Below are 16338 nucleotides of genomic sequence, written 5' to 3' on the forward strand. Positions count from 1 at the left end.
GGAATTATCGCTTGTTCAGCGTCTGCTGGTAGATGATGGTCGAGCGGTTGCCGGAACGGCAATAGCTGAGCATCGGCTTGGGAAGTTCCTCTAGAACATCCACCATCGCCAACACGGCTTCAGCCGGCGGCGGACCACTGATCGGCACATGAGCGGTTTCCAACCCGAGTTCTGCGGCACGCGCAGCAATCGCTGCAAAGGAAGGCTGACCGGGATCCTCGTCGTCCGGGCGGTTGCACACTACGGATTTGAACCCGAGCGCCTTGATCTCTTCGAGATCTTCAAGCGCGATCTGAGCCGTAACCGAATATTCGTCGTTGATCTGGCGGATTTCCATGGCAGCCACTCCGGAGTTTTTTCCTCTCTATTCAGCAAGTGCCGGAAGGTCAATCACTGGAAGCTGAAGCTCAGCCGATAAATCCGGAACTCGCCCGGGGCAATCACCTCCATCAGGCCCATCTGTTCCAGCTCCTTGCGGTTCGTCCAGGGATGGCTGACCGGCTCGATGCCGATGACATTGCAATGGCCGGCCTGGTTGCGCCACATCTGCAAATGCGGAATCGTGTCGGTCGCGAACCGGACATGCAGCGATTTGCCGCCGATCGCATTGATCGGGCCGAGCACGACGCGGGCATATTCGCTGCCCGGCTCCGGTTCCGCCGGGACGCAGAAGACATGGCCTTCACCCTCGCCGAAAACCCAGCCGATGCCGCCTTCGGGAAACATCGATCCCGTGAGCCTTGTCGCATCATCGAACAGATGCGCTCCGAGATTCATATGATACATGAGCATCGGAGGGAACGGACGCGTTCCGGAGTTGCTGACCCGGTCTTCGAGATCCACTTCACCGGTATCGGCATTCATACGCCAGCGACGCAGCACCGTCGCCTGGCCGCCATCGGCCAGATGAACCGTCGTGTTGGCGATGACCTCCACGCATTCCGGTCGCGACAGATGCGAAAGAACCGTCGCGGGCGAGGCAGCCATCGATCCATGCAGCGGGTATTTCGCTCCGCTCCCGTCCTTGAGCGGTTCGGGATGGCGGATATGATCCGGACCGCAGGTGAAGAGAAAGCCTGCAACCGAATGCAGGATGCGGGCATCGCCATCATCTGGAACAGCGTTGCCAGGCGCAAGCTCGACCCCTTCAAACTGGCACGAGCCGATATCGAGCGCCGAAGACTCGTCCAGTTCGAGCAGCGGACCAACTCCGGCATGAAACAGCATATCAATTCCTCATCACTCGTTATGTCCAAGCCATATCTCATTTTTTCATGATTCATTCACCATCGATTCAGAGATTCCACAATAGAGTCAAAATTCCCGTGTTTGAGCATGCTTTCCATTCGAGCAAGAAATCCGACGATGCGTAAAATGATGAAACCGGCCGTTCTGGCGCTTCCGCTGCTGGCAATCCTGTCGATGACCTCCGTTTCCGCACAGGAATGGCGTCTCGACGATCCGCGCGACATGGTGCTGGTAACGCCCGATGGCGAACTCCTCGACTATATTCCCGATGCGGCCGATGTCACCATCAAGGTCAATCGCCGGGGCGACCGTGTCCTGATCGACCACTACGGCAATGTTGTCGCCACCGAAATGACAGCACGCCGCTATGCCCGCGGCCTCCGCCGTGGCGATACATTTGCGGCAAGCCCGCGCTATGAGCCGCGGCAGAACGAGGATTTTGCCTCGAGCGGCGGCAATACCGACTATTTCCCCGAAGCGCCCGCCGAGGGCGACAATTCGGGCGAAATCACCGGCACTGTTCCAGGCATCGAAGACCGGTCGACATTCGAAGACCAGCCGCTTCCGGGCGATGGTATTCAGAACGACAATCTGGATGGCGATACGGCTGCGCTCGAAAACCCCGCAGAGACACCCGACACCCCGGCGCTGCCGAACGATCCCGTGATCAAGCTCGACGGCAAGAAATCGCGCTACGAGATCACCGCGCTGCAGACATTCCTGGATCGCGAAGGCGCCTCCCCTGGCGTCATCGATGGCAAGATGGGCTCAAACGTCACCAAGGCTATTATCGCCTACGAGAAGATTACCGGCGAGACGCTCGATCCGAACAATACCGAGGACATCATGACCCGCCTCGGGTTCAATGGCGGCCTGCCGATTACCGAATATACCATCACCTCTGCCGATGCGGCCGGACCCTATATTGCGTCGGTGCCTGAGGACTATTCGCACAAGGCCGCCCTTCCCGCCATGTCCTTCACCTCGGTGACCGAAGCGTTGGCCGAACGTTTCCACATGGACGAGACCTATCTCAAGGAACTCAACCCGGGCGCCGATTTCACCATGCCCGGCACGGTGATCAAGGTCGTCAATCCGGGTGCCACCCGAAAGGGAACTGTCGCGCGGATCATTGCCGACAAGGCACGCAAGCAGGTCTTTGCCTATGACGAGGCCGGCGCCCTGATTGCCGCCTACCCCGCATCCATCGGATCGGCCGACACGCCCTCGCCTTCCGGCATTGTATCGGTCGAACGGATCGCTTTCGATCCGAACTACACTTACAATCCCAAGATCAATTTTCAGCAGGGCAACAATACCAAGGTTCTGACCATTCCGCCCGGCCCTAATGGTCCTGTCGGCACGATCTGGATTGCCCTGTCGAAACCGACCTACGGCATCCATGGTACGCCGGAACCGTCCCGTATCGGCAAGACACAGAGCCACGGCTGCATTCGACTGACCAACTGGGATGCAACGGAACTGGCAAAAATGGTTAAACCAGGAGTTACAGTCGAGTTTATCGACTAAAACCCCTAAATTTTTAGGGGTCAATCAAGCGCCATCCACCCGGGTGGCGCTTTTTTGTTAACCATAGGACAACGAATATTCCCGCTTTGGGACATGTCTCGCTATGGGACAATTGACTTCGGTAAATGCTTTGTTAAAGTTTATAAAAGGTTAACGCGAATTCCTAAACAAACAAGGAAGCTCGCGAACCCAAATTCGAGTGCTTTGACCTATCCATTCGGCCTTTGCCTGAAGTTTCGTATGAGGAAGTCCCATGTTTGAGAATATTCCAGATCCATTGAGAACAAGTCTTCCGGCTGCGGAAAAGCACAACCACAAGACTAACCTGCTCGACCGCTGGACAGAGTCCGGCGCGTGGTGGGAAGAGCGCATCCAGCATAAGATCGACCCCTACCAGAAATACTCGACAAGCCGGGTCGGAAGCTTCATCGAAGGTGCGCACCGTGACGGTTCGACTTTCGCCGGGCATAATTTCGCGAGCCAGGACTACCTGTCTCTGGCCTCCCATCCGTCGCTCATGAAAGCGGCCAAGGATGCAATCGACATCTATGGCCTTCATTCGGCCGGTTCTGCCGCACTGATGGGCAACACGAAGCTGTCCGTGGAACTGGAACGCCGGCTGGCATCCTTCCTCGGTTATGAAGACGCGGTCCTGTTCCCGATCGGCTGGGCCGCCGGCTATGGCGCTGTCAAGACGCTGGTCGGCCCGACCGATCATGTCGTCATCGATATCCTTGCCCATGCCTGCACCCAGGAAGCCGCACGCGATGCGACGCCGAATGTGCATCTTCATTCGCATCTGAACCTGAAGGCCGTCGAAAACCGCCTCGCCCGGATTCGCCGCGACGATCCGTCCGGTGGCATTCTGGTGGTGACCGAAACCCTGTTCTCGATGGACAGCGACGTTCCCGACCTCGCCGCCATGCAGGAGATCTGCCGCAAGTATGACGCCACGCTGCTGGTGGATTGCGCCCATGACCTCGGCTCGCACGGCAAGACCGGTCGCGGCATCCTCGAAGACCAGGACATGGTCGGCAAGGTGGATATTCTGGTTGGCGCCTTCTCCAAGAGCTTTGCCTCGATGGGCGGTTTCGTTGCCACCAACAACAAGGGCTTCCGGTTCGCGCTGCGTGGCCAGTGCGGTCCGTCGACCTTCACCAACGCCATGTCGCCGATCCAGGCAGCCGTCGTGCTGGCTGCGCTCGATGTCATCGAAGGTGACGAAGGTCGCGAGCGCCGCGAAAAGCTGATGCACAACAGCAATCGCCTGCGTGCTGGTCTTGAAGAGGCCGGCTTCGAAGTGCTCGGCAAGCCGTCGGCCGTGGTGCCGATGCTGATCGGCGATGTGCTTCTCGCCCGCCTGATGACCCGTTATGCGGTGGAATTGGGCGGCATCGTCAATCTCGTCGAACATCCCGCCGTGGCCCGCAATGCCTGCCGCTGGCGCCTGCAGGTGATGGCCGATCACTCCGACGCCCAGATCGACGCCATGATCGAGATTGCCGCCAAGGCGCGCGAGATGGCGGAAATGCACTGCGAATGGCTGTCCGCCAACGACAATTCGGAAAAGGTCCGCCGCTTCATGCCGGCAAACGAGACCACGGGCAACGTTGCTGCAGAGTAAGGTCTGCAGCACATACAGAATCGAAAACGGGGCCTTGCGGGGCCCCGTTTCTTTTCTGACAGCGATTTCAGATGCACTCGATGAACAGCTTGCGGGCCGCTTCCACCGTCAGCTCGACCGGGTTTCCGCCCGTCGAAGGATCGGCGACCGCCATAACGGCCATTTCATCGACCTTGTCGGTGCCGACGCCGAGCGCCGACAGCTTGTCCGGAATGCCGAGATCTTCCCTGAGCTTCAGCACGAAGTCATAGAAGCCGTTGAAGCCGCCGGAAATGCCGAGATAGGCGGCGGCAGACGCAAGCTTGTCTTCGATGGCCGGACGGTTGAAACGCAGCACCGGCGGCATGACCACCGCATTGGTGGTGCCATGGTGCGTATGATACATCGCGCCCACCGGATGGCTGAGCGAATGGATCGCACCCAGGCCCTTCTGGAAGGCGACCGCGCCCATGGCGGCAGCGCTCATCATGTTCGTGCGGGCTTCGATATCCGTACCATCCTGATAGGCGCGCGGCAGATAGTCCTTGACCAGCCGCATGCCTTCAAGCGCAATGCCCTGGCTCATCGGATGATAGAAGGGCGAGGAGAAGGCTTCCAGGCAATGGGCAAACGCATCCATGCCGGTGCCGGCCGTGATCGACTTCGGCATGCCGACCGTCAGTTCCGGATCGCAGATCGTCACCGACGGCAGGAACTTCGGATGGAAGATGATCTTCTTCGTATGCGTTTCGGAATTGGTGATCACCGAAGCGCGACCGACTTCAGAACCGGTGCCGGCCGTGGTCGGCACGGCAACGATCGGGGCAATGCCTTCGACCGACGCACGCGTCCACCAGTCGCCGATATCTTCGAAATCCCAGACAGGCCGGGTCTGGCCCGCCATAAAGGCGACGCACTTGCCGAGATCGAGGCCCGAACCGCCGCCGAAGGCGACGACGCCATCATGGCCGCCATCCTTGAAGGCCTTGACGCCGGCTTCAAGATTCTTGTCGTTCGGATTGGGATCGACATCGGCAAAGATCGCACGGCCAAGACCGGCGGCTTCGAGAATGTCGAGTGCATTCTGGGTGATCGCCATCGGTGCCAGACCGCGGTCGGTCACCAGAAGCGGCTTCTTCATGCCGACGGCCTTGCAATGGTCGGCGAGTTCCTTGATGCGCCCTGCCCCCATCTTGATGGCGGTCGGGTAGCTCCAGTTAGCGGAAATAGACATCAGAGTGCTTTCTTCAGGTGGTAGGATTTCGGACGGGTCAGGTTGTGGAAGCCGATGACCGACAGCGAGCCGCCGCGACCGGTTTCCTTGCAACCGGTCCAGCACAGGCCGGGGTCGAGATAGTCGGCGCGGTTCATGAATACGGTGCCGGTTTCGAGTTCGCGGCCGAGACGGGCGGCACGCACCGGATCCTTGGTCCAGAGCGAGACGGTGAGGCCGTATTTGCAATCATTCATGAGATCGAGCGCTTCGGCATCGCTCTTGACCTTCATGATGCCGACGGCGGGACCGAAGGTTTCCTCGTTCATGATCGACATCGAATGATCGACATCGACGAGGATCTGCGGCGCGAGATAGGCGCCGCCATCATCGGTGGGGAAAAGCTTCGGATCGACCAGCGCCTTGGCGCCCTTGGCGAGCGCTTCATCGATCTGACCGCGCACAGTCACGGCGAAGCGCTTGTTGGCCATCGGTCCGAGCGTCGTTTCCGGATCGAGCGGATTGCCGAGCTTGTAATTCGATACCCAGGCAACCGACTTCTCGACGAAGGCATCGTAGAGGCTTTCATGGACATAGATGCGCTCGATACCGCAGCAGCACTGGCCGGAATTGTAGGTCGCGCCATCCATCAGCGTATCGACGGCGGCATCGAGATCGGCATCCTCCATCACATAGCCCGGATCCTTGCCGCCAAGTTCGAGACCGATACCCGTAAAGGTTCCCGCTGCCGCGCGTTCGATCGAACGTCCACCTTCCACCGAGCCGGTGAAGTTGATGAAGTTGAACGATCCGGCCGCAATCAGCTTCGAGGTCGTATCGTGGTCGAGGAAAATGTTGAGGAACACATCCTCGGGAACGCCGGCTTCGACGAAGGCGCGGACCATGCGCTCGCCGACCAGCAATGTCTGGCTTGCATGCTTGAGCACGACCGTGTTGCCGGCCATCAGCGCCGGTGCCACCGTGTTGATGGCGGTCATGTAGGGATAGTTCCATGGCGCGATGACGAAGACGACGCCATGCGGTTCGCGCTCGATATAGCGCTCGAAGCGGTCCGAGCTTTCGACCACGATCGGGGCGAGCGACGAGGCGGCAATTTCCGCCATATAGTTCGAGCGTTCGTTGAAGCCCTTGAACTCGCCGCCGTAGCGAACCGGCCGCCCCATCTGCCAGGCGAGTTCCTTGACGACGTCGTCGGCCATCTCGTTGAGACGTGCAACACCCTTGAGCACAAGCGAGACGCGCTCTTCGAGCGGCCGCCGCGCCCAGGACTTCTGCGCCTTGCGGGCGCGATCGACGAGGGCCTTTGCGTCCTCATAGCCCATGGCAGGCCGCTCGGCATAAACCGAACCGTCCACCGGCGAAATGCATCGGATCATGGTCATGATCAGGTTCCTGACTTTACTAAAATGGGACTCCGAACCAACGGAATCCCAGGTTTCCATCGATATGTTGGTTGTTACGCTCTCTCGAAGCCGCGCGCCACTTCCCAGTCGGTGATGCGACGATCATACTCTTCCTGCTCCCAGCGGGCCGCACGGGTGTAATGATCGACGACATCGCCGCCAAGCGCGTCGCGCAGAAGGTCGGATTTCTCGAAAATGTCGGCGGCTTCGCGCAGGGTCTTCGGGATTTCGCGCACATCGCGGGCGCCATAGGCATCACCGGTGAAGGGATCCTCGAGCTCCATCTTCTTCTCGATCCCGTCGATGCCGGCGGCCAAGAGCGCTGCGAATGCAAGGTAGGGATTGAGATCGGAACCGCCGACGCGGCATTCGATGCGGATGCCCTTGGTGCCATCGCCGCACAGGCGATAACCGGCGGTGCGGTTGTCCTTCGACCAGATCGCCTTGGTCGGCGCAAAGGTGCCGGCAACGAAACGCTTGTAGGAATTGATGTAGGGGGCGAGCGCCAGCGTGATCTCGCCGGCATGGGCGAGAAGACCGGCGACATAATGTTCCATCAGCTTCGACATGCCGTAACGGCCGTTCGGATCGAAGAACAGCGGCTTGCCGTCGAGCGACCACAGCGACTGGTGGATATGGGAGGACGAGCCGGCAGCCGAATAGTTCCACTTTGCGAGGAAGGTGATGGCCTTGCCGCGGCTCCAGGCAATTTCCTTGCAGCCGTTCTTGATGATCACATGGCGGTCGGCCATGGTCAGCGCCTCGGCATAACGGACATTGATCTCTTCCTGGCCGGCCGAAGCCTCACCCTTGGAGTTTTCCACCGGAATGCCCGCGCCCTGCAGGCCGTTGCGGATCGCCCGCATCACATCCTCTTCCTTGGTGGTCTGGAAGATATGGTAATCCTCATTGTAGCCGGAGACGAGGCGCAGATCGCGGTAACCGCTTTCGCGCGCATCATCATAGGTCTGGTCGAACAGGAAGAATTCGAGTTCAGTGGCCATGAAGGCCTTCATCCCCATCGCTTCGAGCCGCTTGACCTGCTTCTTCAGGATCGCGCGTGGCGAATGCGGCACCTCCTCGTGGGTATGATGGTCGAGCATGTCGCACAGAACCATCGCCGTGCCTTCGAGCCAGGGAATGCGCCGCAGCGTCGCAAGGTCCGGCTTCATTGTATAGTCGCCATAGCCCTTTTCCCAGGATGTCGACTTGTAGCCGGAGACCGTCTCCATCTCCATGTCGGTGGCAAGCAGATAGTTGCAGCTATGGGTTTCCTCATAGGCACTTTCGACGAAATACTGCGCCTGGAAACGCTTGCCCATCAGGCGTCCCTGCATGTCGACCTGCACGGCCAGAACCGTGTCGATCCGGCCTTCGGCCACATCTTTCTTGAGGTCGTCGAATGAATAGGCAGTGCTCATGAGGAAATCCATTCTTGTTTTTTCGGACGTGACGCCCGTTGCTCCCGGTTGGTTTAAAGATCCCCGGCCCGCTGGCGGACCGGGGACGATATGCATTTTCTTGCTTAGATTTCGCCAACGGCCTTTTCGGCAGCGGCAATTTCCGCCTGGCGCTTCTTGACCTCATCCCCAATCGGCGGGCCCTTGAAGCGGCGCTGTTCGAAGGCGAACCAGATCACTACGGCCAGCACGATGAAGCCGAGCGTGATTTCGCCTACGGTGTCGTTCGGTGGCTGGATGGCAACGAAAATGATGATCGCCATAGCAACAACAGTAAGAACCGAGATCAGCTTGAATAGTCCTGCGCCGAGATTCCACGGACCGGGAGCCGGCCATTTCGGCGTGCCGTACGCGAAGAAGCCGAGCACGATCGGGATCGCGAAGGACAGGAAGAGGAAGATCAGCGTCGCGTTCACCACGGTGACATACAACGAGGCTTCACCGATCTTGATCTTGAGCGCCAGGAACACGAAGGCGACCGCGAGCGCGGCGGCAGTCCAGATGGCGGTGACCGGCGAACGCAGCTTGGGATGCACGGTTGCGAGCGACTTTGAACCGACCGGCATGCCGCCGTCGCGCGAGAAGGCGAAGATCATGCGGGAGGCCGATGTCACCGTAGCCAGACCGCACAGGAACTGCGCGATGAAGATCGCGATGTAGATGATCTTAGCGAGCCATACCGGCATGATGGCAGACATGGTACCGAAAAATACGCCCCAGCCAGAAGCAGCGCCGGCATTCATGTCCGGAATGGCGATGACGAAGGCGGAAAGCATGACCCAACCGGCAAGCGACGACCAAAGAACCGACATCACAATGGATTTCGGCACAGAGTGGGCGGCCTTGTGGGTTTCTTCCGACGTATGCGCGGACGCATCGTAACCCGTGATCGTGTAAACCGGCAACAGCAGGCCAAGCATAAACACGTAGAGCATGCTGTCGGATTTCGGCCAGACCGAACCGCCCGTTTCACCCGAATAGTTGGTGAATGTCCACAGACGCGAAAAATCATGCGTCGGTGCCAGAACGAGGCAAAGCACCGTGATGACCGCTGCCGTGATCATGATCAGCGTACCAGAAAAGTCCGTGAGCTTTGCCGTCAAGCCGATACCGAAATGGTTGATCAGCGCCTGAATGGCCGTAATCACCAACACGATGACCATCTGTTCGTTCTCAGAACCCGTAAGTCCGAGTTCAGGGAACGCACCGGCTGCGAAGAGCGCCGTGCCGATATTGATGGCACCCAGCACGGTGATGAGGCCGAGGAGATTGAGCCAAGCGGTAAACCAGCCGGTGAAACGGTTACCGAGAATGGAAGCCCAGTGATAGAGGCCGCCCGCCGTCGGATAGGCCGAGGCGATCTGTGCCATGCCGAGCGCGAACACCGCCGACACCAGGCAGCCAACCGGCCAGCCGATGCCGATACCGGCGCCACCGACGCCCGATGTCGCCTGCGCAAGCGAATTGATACCGCCCGAAAGAATGCAGATGATGGAAAACGAGATGGCGAAGTTGGAAAATCCGCTCATCCGCCGCTCGAGTTCCTGGGCATAGCCCATGGAATGCAGGATATGAAGATCCTGCTTTTTATCATTATCAGTATAACCAGACATCATTGTGCCCCTGTTCCCCTGCCGACCGCACTATTACGGCCGGGCTTGCGTTCATGCATGCTTTGGGTCCCGCTTGGTTGCGGAAACCCAGGAGATCATTGTCTTACGTCGTCGTTTCCATGCTTTTGCGCAGCAAATCGACGAGGAAGCTCGCCACGACCTCTTGGCCAGCTTCATTGGCGATCAGGTCGTTGCGGACCTCGATCATGACATTCGCCAGCCCATTTTCAAGGCCGTGAAGTTTGAGTGTATGGGTCACGCCGTCTGCGGGCCCATAGGGCTCGTTGCGGCGAATATCGTAACCGCCTCTGCGGCCCCCCTCTTCGAGCATGACATCTGCGATGCGACTGTCGCTGTCATGCAGGATGCCGATCTCCACCGAACGATGATTGCCCTTGTAGATCGGCGTGAAGGAATGCACCGTCACCAGAACCGTCTTGCGGCCAGCCGCCTTGCGGGCCGCGATGGTCTTTTCGAGCGCCGCCTTGAAAGGCGTGTAGATCTCGGCGATCCGCGCGTCGCGTTCGTCTGTCGGGATATCCTGGTTGCCGGGGATCTTGTAGATCTCGCTGAGCGCCGGCATCGCATCGTCGGATTCAGGCGGGCGGTTGCAATCATAGGCAAGGCGCGAATAATTCTGGTGGATGAGATGGGCATCGAGCGACCGCGACATCTGTCTTGCGACAGCAAGCGCTCCCGGGTCCCAGGCGATGTGGGCGACGAGTGCTTCGGGACCGAGGCCGAGTGTTCCGAGCGCGCGCGGCAGCGTCAAGCTCGCATGTTCGCAAACCAGAAGGACATCCCCTGCCCCTTCCGGATTCACATTCGCGACCGTCGGCGCTTCATCCCCCGCAAGCAACTGCATTGATCCCGTCATCCCCATCCGGCCATGCCATTTCTGTAAAGAATTCTTCAAATCGAAAAATCTGTCAATCGGGGGATTGGAAAATACGATCCAAAAAACCTGTTGACTCCCAACCCTGTTTCCATTTGAATTTTCTCAAATGATCCAGCGAAGACTGGAGTGGGGAACACGCCGCGTGCCAAGCGCAAACAAGACCGTATCAGACATGATCACCGCGCGTTACGATTCCATGACGCGTGCGGAAAAACAGTTGGCCAACAGCCTTCTCGACAACTATCCGGTGTCGGGCCTGGGTTCGATCACGACTGTCGCAGAGGCGGCGAAGGTATCGACCCCCACCGTCGTGCGCATGGTGCAGAAGCTGGGGTTCAAGGGATTCACCGAGTTCCAGGGGCGTCTCCACAACGAGCTTGAGGAGACGATCTCCAATCCCATCACCAAGCATGAGCGGATGGCGCCGAACGCACCGGGCGCCCATATCCTGAACCGCTTTGCCGATGCGGTGATGAACAATATGCGCCAGTCCCTCGGCTCGCTTGATCCGGCGGAATTCGATGCCGCGGCCAAGCTGATCGGCGACCGCAAGCGCGCGATCTATCTGGCCGGCGGCCGGATTACCGGGGCGATCGCCGAGTATTTTTTCACCCATCTGCAGGTCATTAGGCCGGGCATTACCCGCATTTCCACCAATTCCGCGAGCTGGCCGCACTATGTGCTGAACATGAGCCGCGGCGACGTGCTGATTCTGTTCGACATCCGGCGTTATGAAAGCCAGCTCGAGGTTCTTGCCCGCGTGGCAGCCGAACAGGGTGCGGAAATCGTGCTCTTTACCGACAGCTGGGGCTCGCCGATCACCAAACATGCCCGCCACACGTTCCGGCTCGATATCGAGGCACCGTCGGCGTGGGATTCTTCCGTTGTCACGCTTTTCGTTGTCGAGGCGCTGATCGAGTCCATCCAGGCCTCGCACTGGGAAAAGACCCGCGAACGCATGAGCATGCTGGAAGGGCTTTTCGAAGCGACGCCGCTTTTTCGAAAGGCGCACAACAAGGAGTAACGGGAGGGGAGAGAAACGTCACTCGATATGCGCCTGTCGAAAAACTGTCACACAGGCGTCATCAAGCAAAACTAACAGCCTCATCACGCTGAACCAAACCAAGAGGAGAAGATCAGTGAACACCAAGTTGAACTCCGTCATCGCGCTCACCTGCGCCGCCCTGATGTCGACCACGGCCGTCGTTCGTGCCGATTCCATGGAAGACCTGGTAAAGGCTGCGGAAGCCGAAGGCATGCTGACGACGATCGCGTTGCCGCACGACTGGTGCGGTTACGGCGCCGTCATCGAAGGCTTCAAGGCGAAGTATCCGAAGATCACCGTCAACGAACTGAACCCGGATGCCGGTTCGGCCGATGAAGTCGAAGCCATCAAGGCCAACAAGGACAACAAGGGTCCGCAGGCTCCGGACGTTGTTGACGTCGGTCTCGCTTTCGGCCCGCAGATGAAGGCCGAAGGCCTGACGATGCCCTACAAGGTATCGACCTGGGACGAAATTCCGGAAAACATCAAGGATGCCGACGGCCACTGGTATGGTGACTATTACGGCGTCATGTCCTTCATCGTGAACAAGGATCTCGTCGCCACCACTCCGAAGGATTGGGCCGACCTCCTGAAGTCCGATTATGCCGGTCAGGTCGCTCTCGCCGGTGATCCGCGCGCTTCCAACCAGGCCATTCTCGGCGTTCTCGCCGCTGGTCTCGCCCAGGGCGCCAAGGCTGGCAAGGATGCCGGCGAAGCCGGTCTGAACTACTTTGCCGAACTCAACAAGGCCGGCAACTTCGTTCCGGTTATCGGCAAGTCCGGTACGCTCGCCCAGGGTTCGACCCCGATCGTCGTGGCCTGGGACTACAATGCCCTGTCCTGGCGCGATACGCTGGCCGGCAACCCGCCGGTTGACGTCGTGGTTCCGGAAAAGGGCGTTCTGGCTGGCGTCTATGTCCAGGCCATTTCCGCCTACGCTCCGCACCCGAATGCAGCCAAGCTCTGGATGGAGTATCTCTATTCGGACGAAGGCCAGCTCGCATGGCTGAAGGGCTATTGCCACCCGGCTCGCTTCAACGCGATGTCGGCTGCCGGCAAGATCCCGAAGGAACTGCTCGACAAGCTGCCGCCGGCTGCCTCCTATGAAAAGGCCTACTTCCCGACGCTCGAGGAAGTGGATGCCAACAAGGCTGCCGTTACCGGCGGTTGGGACAAGGTCGTTGGCGCCAACGTCAAGTAAGACCTGAATAGAAAGGACCCGTTCCCGCAACCATGCGGGGGCGGGTTCGTCGCATGAAGCAGACGGTATCCGACGGAGACGAAAGCGCATGGCATCAGCCAGCCCCACGGACCAGACGCCCTTGCCAAGGGCCAGGAAACTCTCGCTGAACTGGGTCGGCATCCTGCCGTTCGCGGTCTTCGTGCTGCTGTTTCTCATTCTCCCGACGATGAAGATCGTCATTGGCGCCTTCCAGACGCCCGATGGCAGCTTTACGCTCGACAATGTCATTGGCCTGTTCACGACCTCGACGCTCTCGGCATTCTGGGTGTCGGCAAAAGTGAGCGTGGTTTCAGCGCTCGTCGGATGCGCCATTGGATTTGCTATGTCGGCCGCAGCCGTGTTTGGCGGCTTGCCGCGATTTGTGCGCGGTCCGCTCTTGACCTTTTCGGGCGTTGCCTCGAATTTTGCCGGTGTTCCGCTCGCCTTCGCCTTTCTCGCGACCATTGGCCCGTCTGGCTTCATCACGATGTATTTCCGGTCGAATTTCGGTTTCGATCTTCGCATCCATGGCGGCTTCAATCTGCTGTCCTTCTGGGGCCTGACCGTTACCTATCTGTTTTTCCAGATTCCGCTGATGATCCTGATCATCACCCCGGCGCTCGATGGCCTGAAACGCGAATGGAAGGAAGCGGCCTCGATCCTTGGCGCGACCGGGTTCCAATACTGGCGCTATGTGGCCTTCCCGATCCTGCTGCCGTCGCTGCTGGGCACATTCGCGCTACTTTTCGCCAACGCATTCGGTGCCGTCGCAACCGCTTTCGCCCTGGCCGGACCGGCGCTTAACATCGTGCCCATCCTGCTGTTTGCCCAGATCCGCGGCGATGTGCTCGGTGATCCCCATCTCGGCTATGCGCTGGCCTTCGGCATGATTGTCGTCACCGGTATCGCAAATGCTCTATACATCTGGCTGCGTGCTCGCAGCGAAAGGTGGCTGAAATGACCCGCGTCTGGTCCTGGGGCGCCCTCTTCTTCGGGCTACTCTTCTTTGCCCTGCCGCTGATCGGCATGGCGAACTTTTCGCTGAAAATGCGCCGCGGCGTCTATTCCTTCGATGCCTATGGCAAGGTGCTCATGGACCCGAGTTTCCAGGCCACCTTCGGCTATTCGGTGATCATGGCGCTCTTCACTATCATCTTCGGCGTGTTGCTGGTGGTACCGACGACCTACTGGATCCGGCTGAAAATGCCGTCGATCCGGCCCTATGTCGAGTTCATCACGCTGCTGCCGCTGGTCATCCCGGCAATCGTCATCGTCTTTGGCTACATCCGGCTCTACAACACCTCGAGCTGGCTGCCGCTGACGGGCACAGCCATGGGCACCAATGTGCTGCTGATGTTCGGCTATGCCACGCTCGCCCTGCCCTACATGTACCGCGCCGTCGATACCGGGCTGCGCACCATCGATGTCGCGACGCTCACCGAAGCAGCCCAGAGTCTCGGCGCCGGCTGGGGCACGATCCTCTTCCGCATCATCCTGCCGAATGTGCTGGTCGCGGTTCTGTCGGGCGCGTTCCTGACATTTGCGATCGTCATCGGCGAATTCACCATGGCGGCTCTGCTCAATCGTCCGGCTTTCGGACCCTACATGCAGTTGCTCGGCGCCAACCGCGCCTATGAACCCGCAGCGCTTGCGGTGATTGCCTTCGGCATCACCTGGGCCTGCATGGGCCTCATTCAGCTCGTCACCCGTTTCTCCAAGCATACAAGGGCACAGACCTAATGGCCTTCCTCGAAATAGAACACCTGGAAAAAGTCTTCGGTCCCCTGAGGGTGGTGAAGGATTTCAACCTGTCGATCCAGAAAGGCGAGTTCATCTCGCTGCTCGGCCCGTCGGGTTGCGGCAAGACCACCGTGCTGCGCATGGTCGCCGGCTTTGAGACCGCGACTTCAGGCGCCATCCACATCGACGGCAAGAACGTGGTCGACAAGCGACCGAACCAGCGCAACATCGGCATGGTGTTCCAGGCCTATGCGCTGTTTCCGAACATGACGGTTGCTGAAAATGTCGGCTTCGGCCTCAAGGTCAAGGGCGTGGCGGGCTCGGAAATCGCAAGCCGCGTCACCGAAATGCTGAAGCTCATCGGCCTGTCGGAACATGGCAGCCGCTATCCGTTCCAGCTCTCCGGCGGCCAGCAGCAGCGCGTGGCGCTGGCTCGCGCTCTGGCGCCGCGCCCGCAGGTTCTGCTGCTCGACGAGCCGCTCTCGGCGCTCGATGCCAAGATCCGCGTGTCGCTGCGCGAAGAAATCCGCGAGATCCAGAAGAAGCTGGGCATTACCACCATCTTCGTGACCCACGACCAGGAAGAGGCGCTTTCGATCTCCGATCGTATCGTCGTCATGCACCAGGGCATTGCCGATCAGGTCGGATCGCCCTTCGAGATCTACAATCGTCCGGCGACCAAGTTCGTCGCCACCTTCGTCGGTACGCTGTCGATGCTCGAAGCGACCGTCATCGATGCCGCTTCCGGCAAGGTGAAGATCGGCGAAACCGAAGTCACCCTCGCAGAGCCAGTCACCGGCCACAAGGCAGGCGACAAGGTCTCGCTCGCGCTCAGGCCAGAAGCATTGTCGATGGAAAAGACCCAAGCCCGCGAAGGCAAGGTGCGCGGTGTCGTGCAGTCGGTGAATTTCCTCGGATCCGTGATCCGCACCAAGATCGATGTCGCGGGCAACATCGTGTCGTTCGACATGTTCAACAACCCGGCCTACAAGCCGCCGGTTGTCGGCGAAACCATCGATGTCTGGTTCGCCAATTCGGATCTGCTTCTGGTCAGGGACTGACCAGAAGCCTCCGGTTCCGGAACATTCTTCAGCCGTTCGGCTTGCTGCGATCGACGCTATAGGCGATCGATGAGGGCGTATAACAATGCCAGGCACTGATCGGCGCATGATCGAGCGCCGATATTTCATCGTTCCGCGAGAAGGTTTCCGCGCATCTGCGCAAAATTTCACCAAGCAGCTTCATGACCGATCTCCGCAATGGGTTGCGGAGACATCGAAGCAAGCTCTATGCCAGTAATACCAAGCGTCAATGATTGAAACCGATTGCGTGGGACCGGACG

15 protein-coding genes are annotated in these 16338 nt (G+C 59.3%); 7 read left to right on the plus strand and 8 right to left on the minus strand.

Annotation, left to right across the window (positions count from 1 at the left end):
- Window positions 1-4: 4 nt before the first annotated feature.
- Together Q4481_RS06250 and Q4481_RS06255 are read right to left on the minus strand one after the other, a co-directional pair.
- Window positions 5-337 (minus strand): protein tyrosine phosphatase family protein, encoded by a 333-nt coding sequence (locus tag Q4481_RS06250; protein WP_304375455.1) that lies wholly within the window; start codon window positions 335-337, stop codon window positions 5-7.
- Window positions 338-390: 53 nt separating this feature from the next.
- Window positions 391-1227 carry a DUF4432 family protein gene (locus Q4481_RS06255; protein WP_304375456.1) on the minus strand — a complete coding sequence of 279 codons (837 nt, stop codon included), beginning with the start codon at window positions 1225-1227 and terminating at the stop codon, window positions 391-393.
- Window positions 1228-1365: 138 nt separating this feature from the next.
- Here Q4481_RS06255 and Q4481_RS06260 point away from each other — a divergent pair, with 138 nt between their 5' ends.
- Window positions 1366-2778, plus strand: coding sequence for a L,D-transpeptidase family protein (locus tag Q4481_RS06260; protein WP_377353013.1), 1413 nt, complete (start codon window positions 1366-1368; stop codon window positions 2776-2778).
- 253 nt (window positions 2779-3031) lie between these two features.
- Window positions 3032-4402, plus strand: coding sequence for an aminotransferase class I/II-fold pyridoxal phosphate-dependent enzyme (locus tag Q4481_RS06265; RefSeq protein WP_304375457.1), 1371 nt, complete (start codon window positions 3032-3034; stop codon window positions 4400-4402).
- A gap of 67 nt (window positions 4403-4469) precedes the next feature.
- Here Q4481_RS06265 and Q4481_RS06270 read toward each other — a convergent pair whose 3' ends face one another.
- The 5 genes from Q4481_RS06270 to Q4481_RS06290 all read right to left on the minus strand — a co-directional run bounded on the left by Q4481_RS06270 (window position 4470) and on the right by Q4481_RS06290 (window position 10968).
- Complete coding sequence (locus Q4481_RS06270) at window positions 4470-5615, minus strand: iron-containing alcohol dehydrogenase (RefSeq protein ID WP_304375458.1); 1146 nt, start codon at window positions 5613-5615, stop codon at window positions 4470-4472.
- Window positions 5615-6997, minus strand: a complete 1383-nt coding sequence (locus Q4481_RS06275) for an aldehyde dehydrogenase family protein (RefSeq protein WP_304375459.1) — start codon at window positions 6995-6997, stop codon at window positions 5615-5617. Before Q4481_RS06275 ends, Q4481_RS06270 begins: the two co-directional genes overlap by 1 nt.
- A 74-nt stretch (window positions 6998-7071) precedes the next feature.
- Entirely contained in the window at window positions 7072-8439 is a 1368-nt protein-coding gene (locus tag Q4481_RS06280; RefSeq protein WP_304375460.1) for a glutamine synthetase family protein, read from the minus strand.
- A gap of 104 nt (window positions 8440-8543) precedes the next feature.
- Window positions 8544-10091, minus strand: a complete 1548-nt coding sequence (locus Q4481_RS06285) for an amino acid permease (protein WP_304375461.1) — start codon at window positions 10089-10091, stop codon at window positions 8544-8546.
- Between the two features lie 103 nt (window positions 10092-10194).
- Window positions 10195-10968, minus strand: coding sequence for an N-formylglutamate amidohydrolase (locus Q4481_RS06290; RefSeq protein WP_377353017.1), 774 nt, complete (start codon window positions 10966-10968; stop codon window positions 10195-10197).
- Window positions 10969-11095: 127 nt separating this feature from the next.
- Between Q4481_RS06290 and Q4481_RS06295 the strand changes: the two genes are divergently transcribed.
- The 5 genes from Q4481_RS06295 to Q4481_RS06315 all read left to right on the plus strand — a co-directional run bounded on the left by Q4481_RS06295 (window position 11096) and on the right by Q4481_RS06315 (window position 16057).
- A complete protein-coding gene (locus Q4481_RS06295) occupies window positions 11096-12013 on the plus strand; it encodes a MurR/RpiR family transcriptional regulator (RefSeq protein WP_377353019.1) in 918 nt (305 codons plus the stop codon).
- A 163-nt stretch (window positions 12014-12176) separates the two neighbouring features.
- A complete protein-coding gene (locus Q4481_RS06300) occupies window positions 12177-13235 on the plus strand; it encodes an ABC transporter substrate-binding protein (protein ID WP_304375501.1) in 1059 nt (352 codons plus the stop codon).
- Between the two features lie 88 nt (window positions 13236-13323).
- On the plus strand, window positions 13324-14217 hold the full coding sequence (locus Q4481_RS06305; RefSeq protein ID WP_304375464.1) for an ABC transporter permease: 894 nt from the start codon (window positions 13324-13326) through the stop codon (window positions 14215-14217).
- On the plus strand, window positions 14214-14996 hold the full coding sequence (locus Q4481_RS06310) for an ABC transporter permease (protein WP_304375465.1): 783 nt from the start codon (window positions 14214-14216) through the stop codon (window positions 14994-14996). The genes Q4481_RS06305 and Q4481_RS06310 overlap by 4 nt, the downstream gene beginning before the upstream one ends.
- Window positions 14996-16057 carry an ABC transporter ATP-binding protein gene (locus tag Q4481_RS06315; RefSeq protein ID WP_304375466.1) on the plus strand — a complete coding sequence of 354 codons (1062 nt, stop codon included), beginning with the start codon at window positions 14996-14998 and terminating at the stop codon, window positions 16055-16057. The genes Q4481_RS06310 and Q4481_RS06315 overlap by 1 nt, the downstream gene beginning before the upstream one ends.
- A gap of 28 nt (window positions 16058-16085) precedes the next feature.
- Here Q4481_RS06315 and Q4481_RS06320 read toward each other — a convergent pair whose 3' ends face one another.
- The gene (locus Q4481_RS06320; RefSeq protein WP_304375467.1) at window positions 16086-16241 is read right to left on the minus strand and encodes a hypothetical protein; all 156 of its coding nucleotides are present in this window, start codon (window positions 16239-16241) and stop codon (window positions 16086-16088) included.
- Window positions 16242-16338: the final 97 nt, after the last annotated feature.

The sequence above is a fragment of the Fluviirhizobium alvei genome (genome assembly GCF_030551875.1).
GTDB classification, from domain to species: Bacteria; Pseudomonadota; Alphaproteobacteria; order Rhizobiales; family Rhizobiaceae; genus Rhizobium_E; species Rhizobium_E alvei.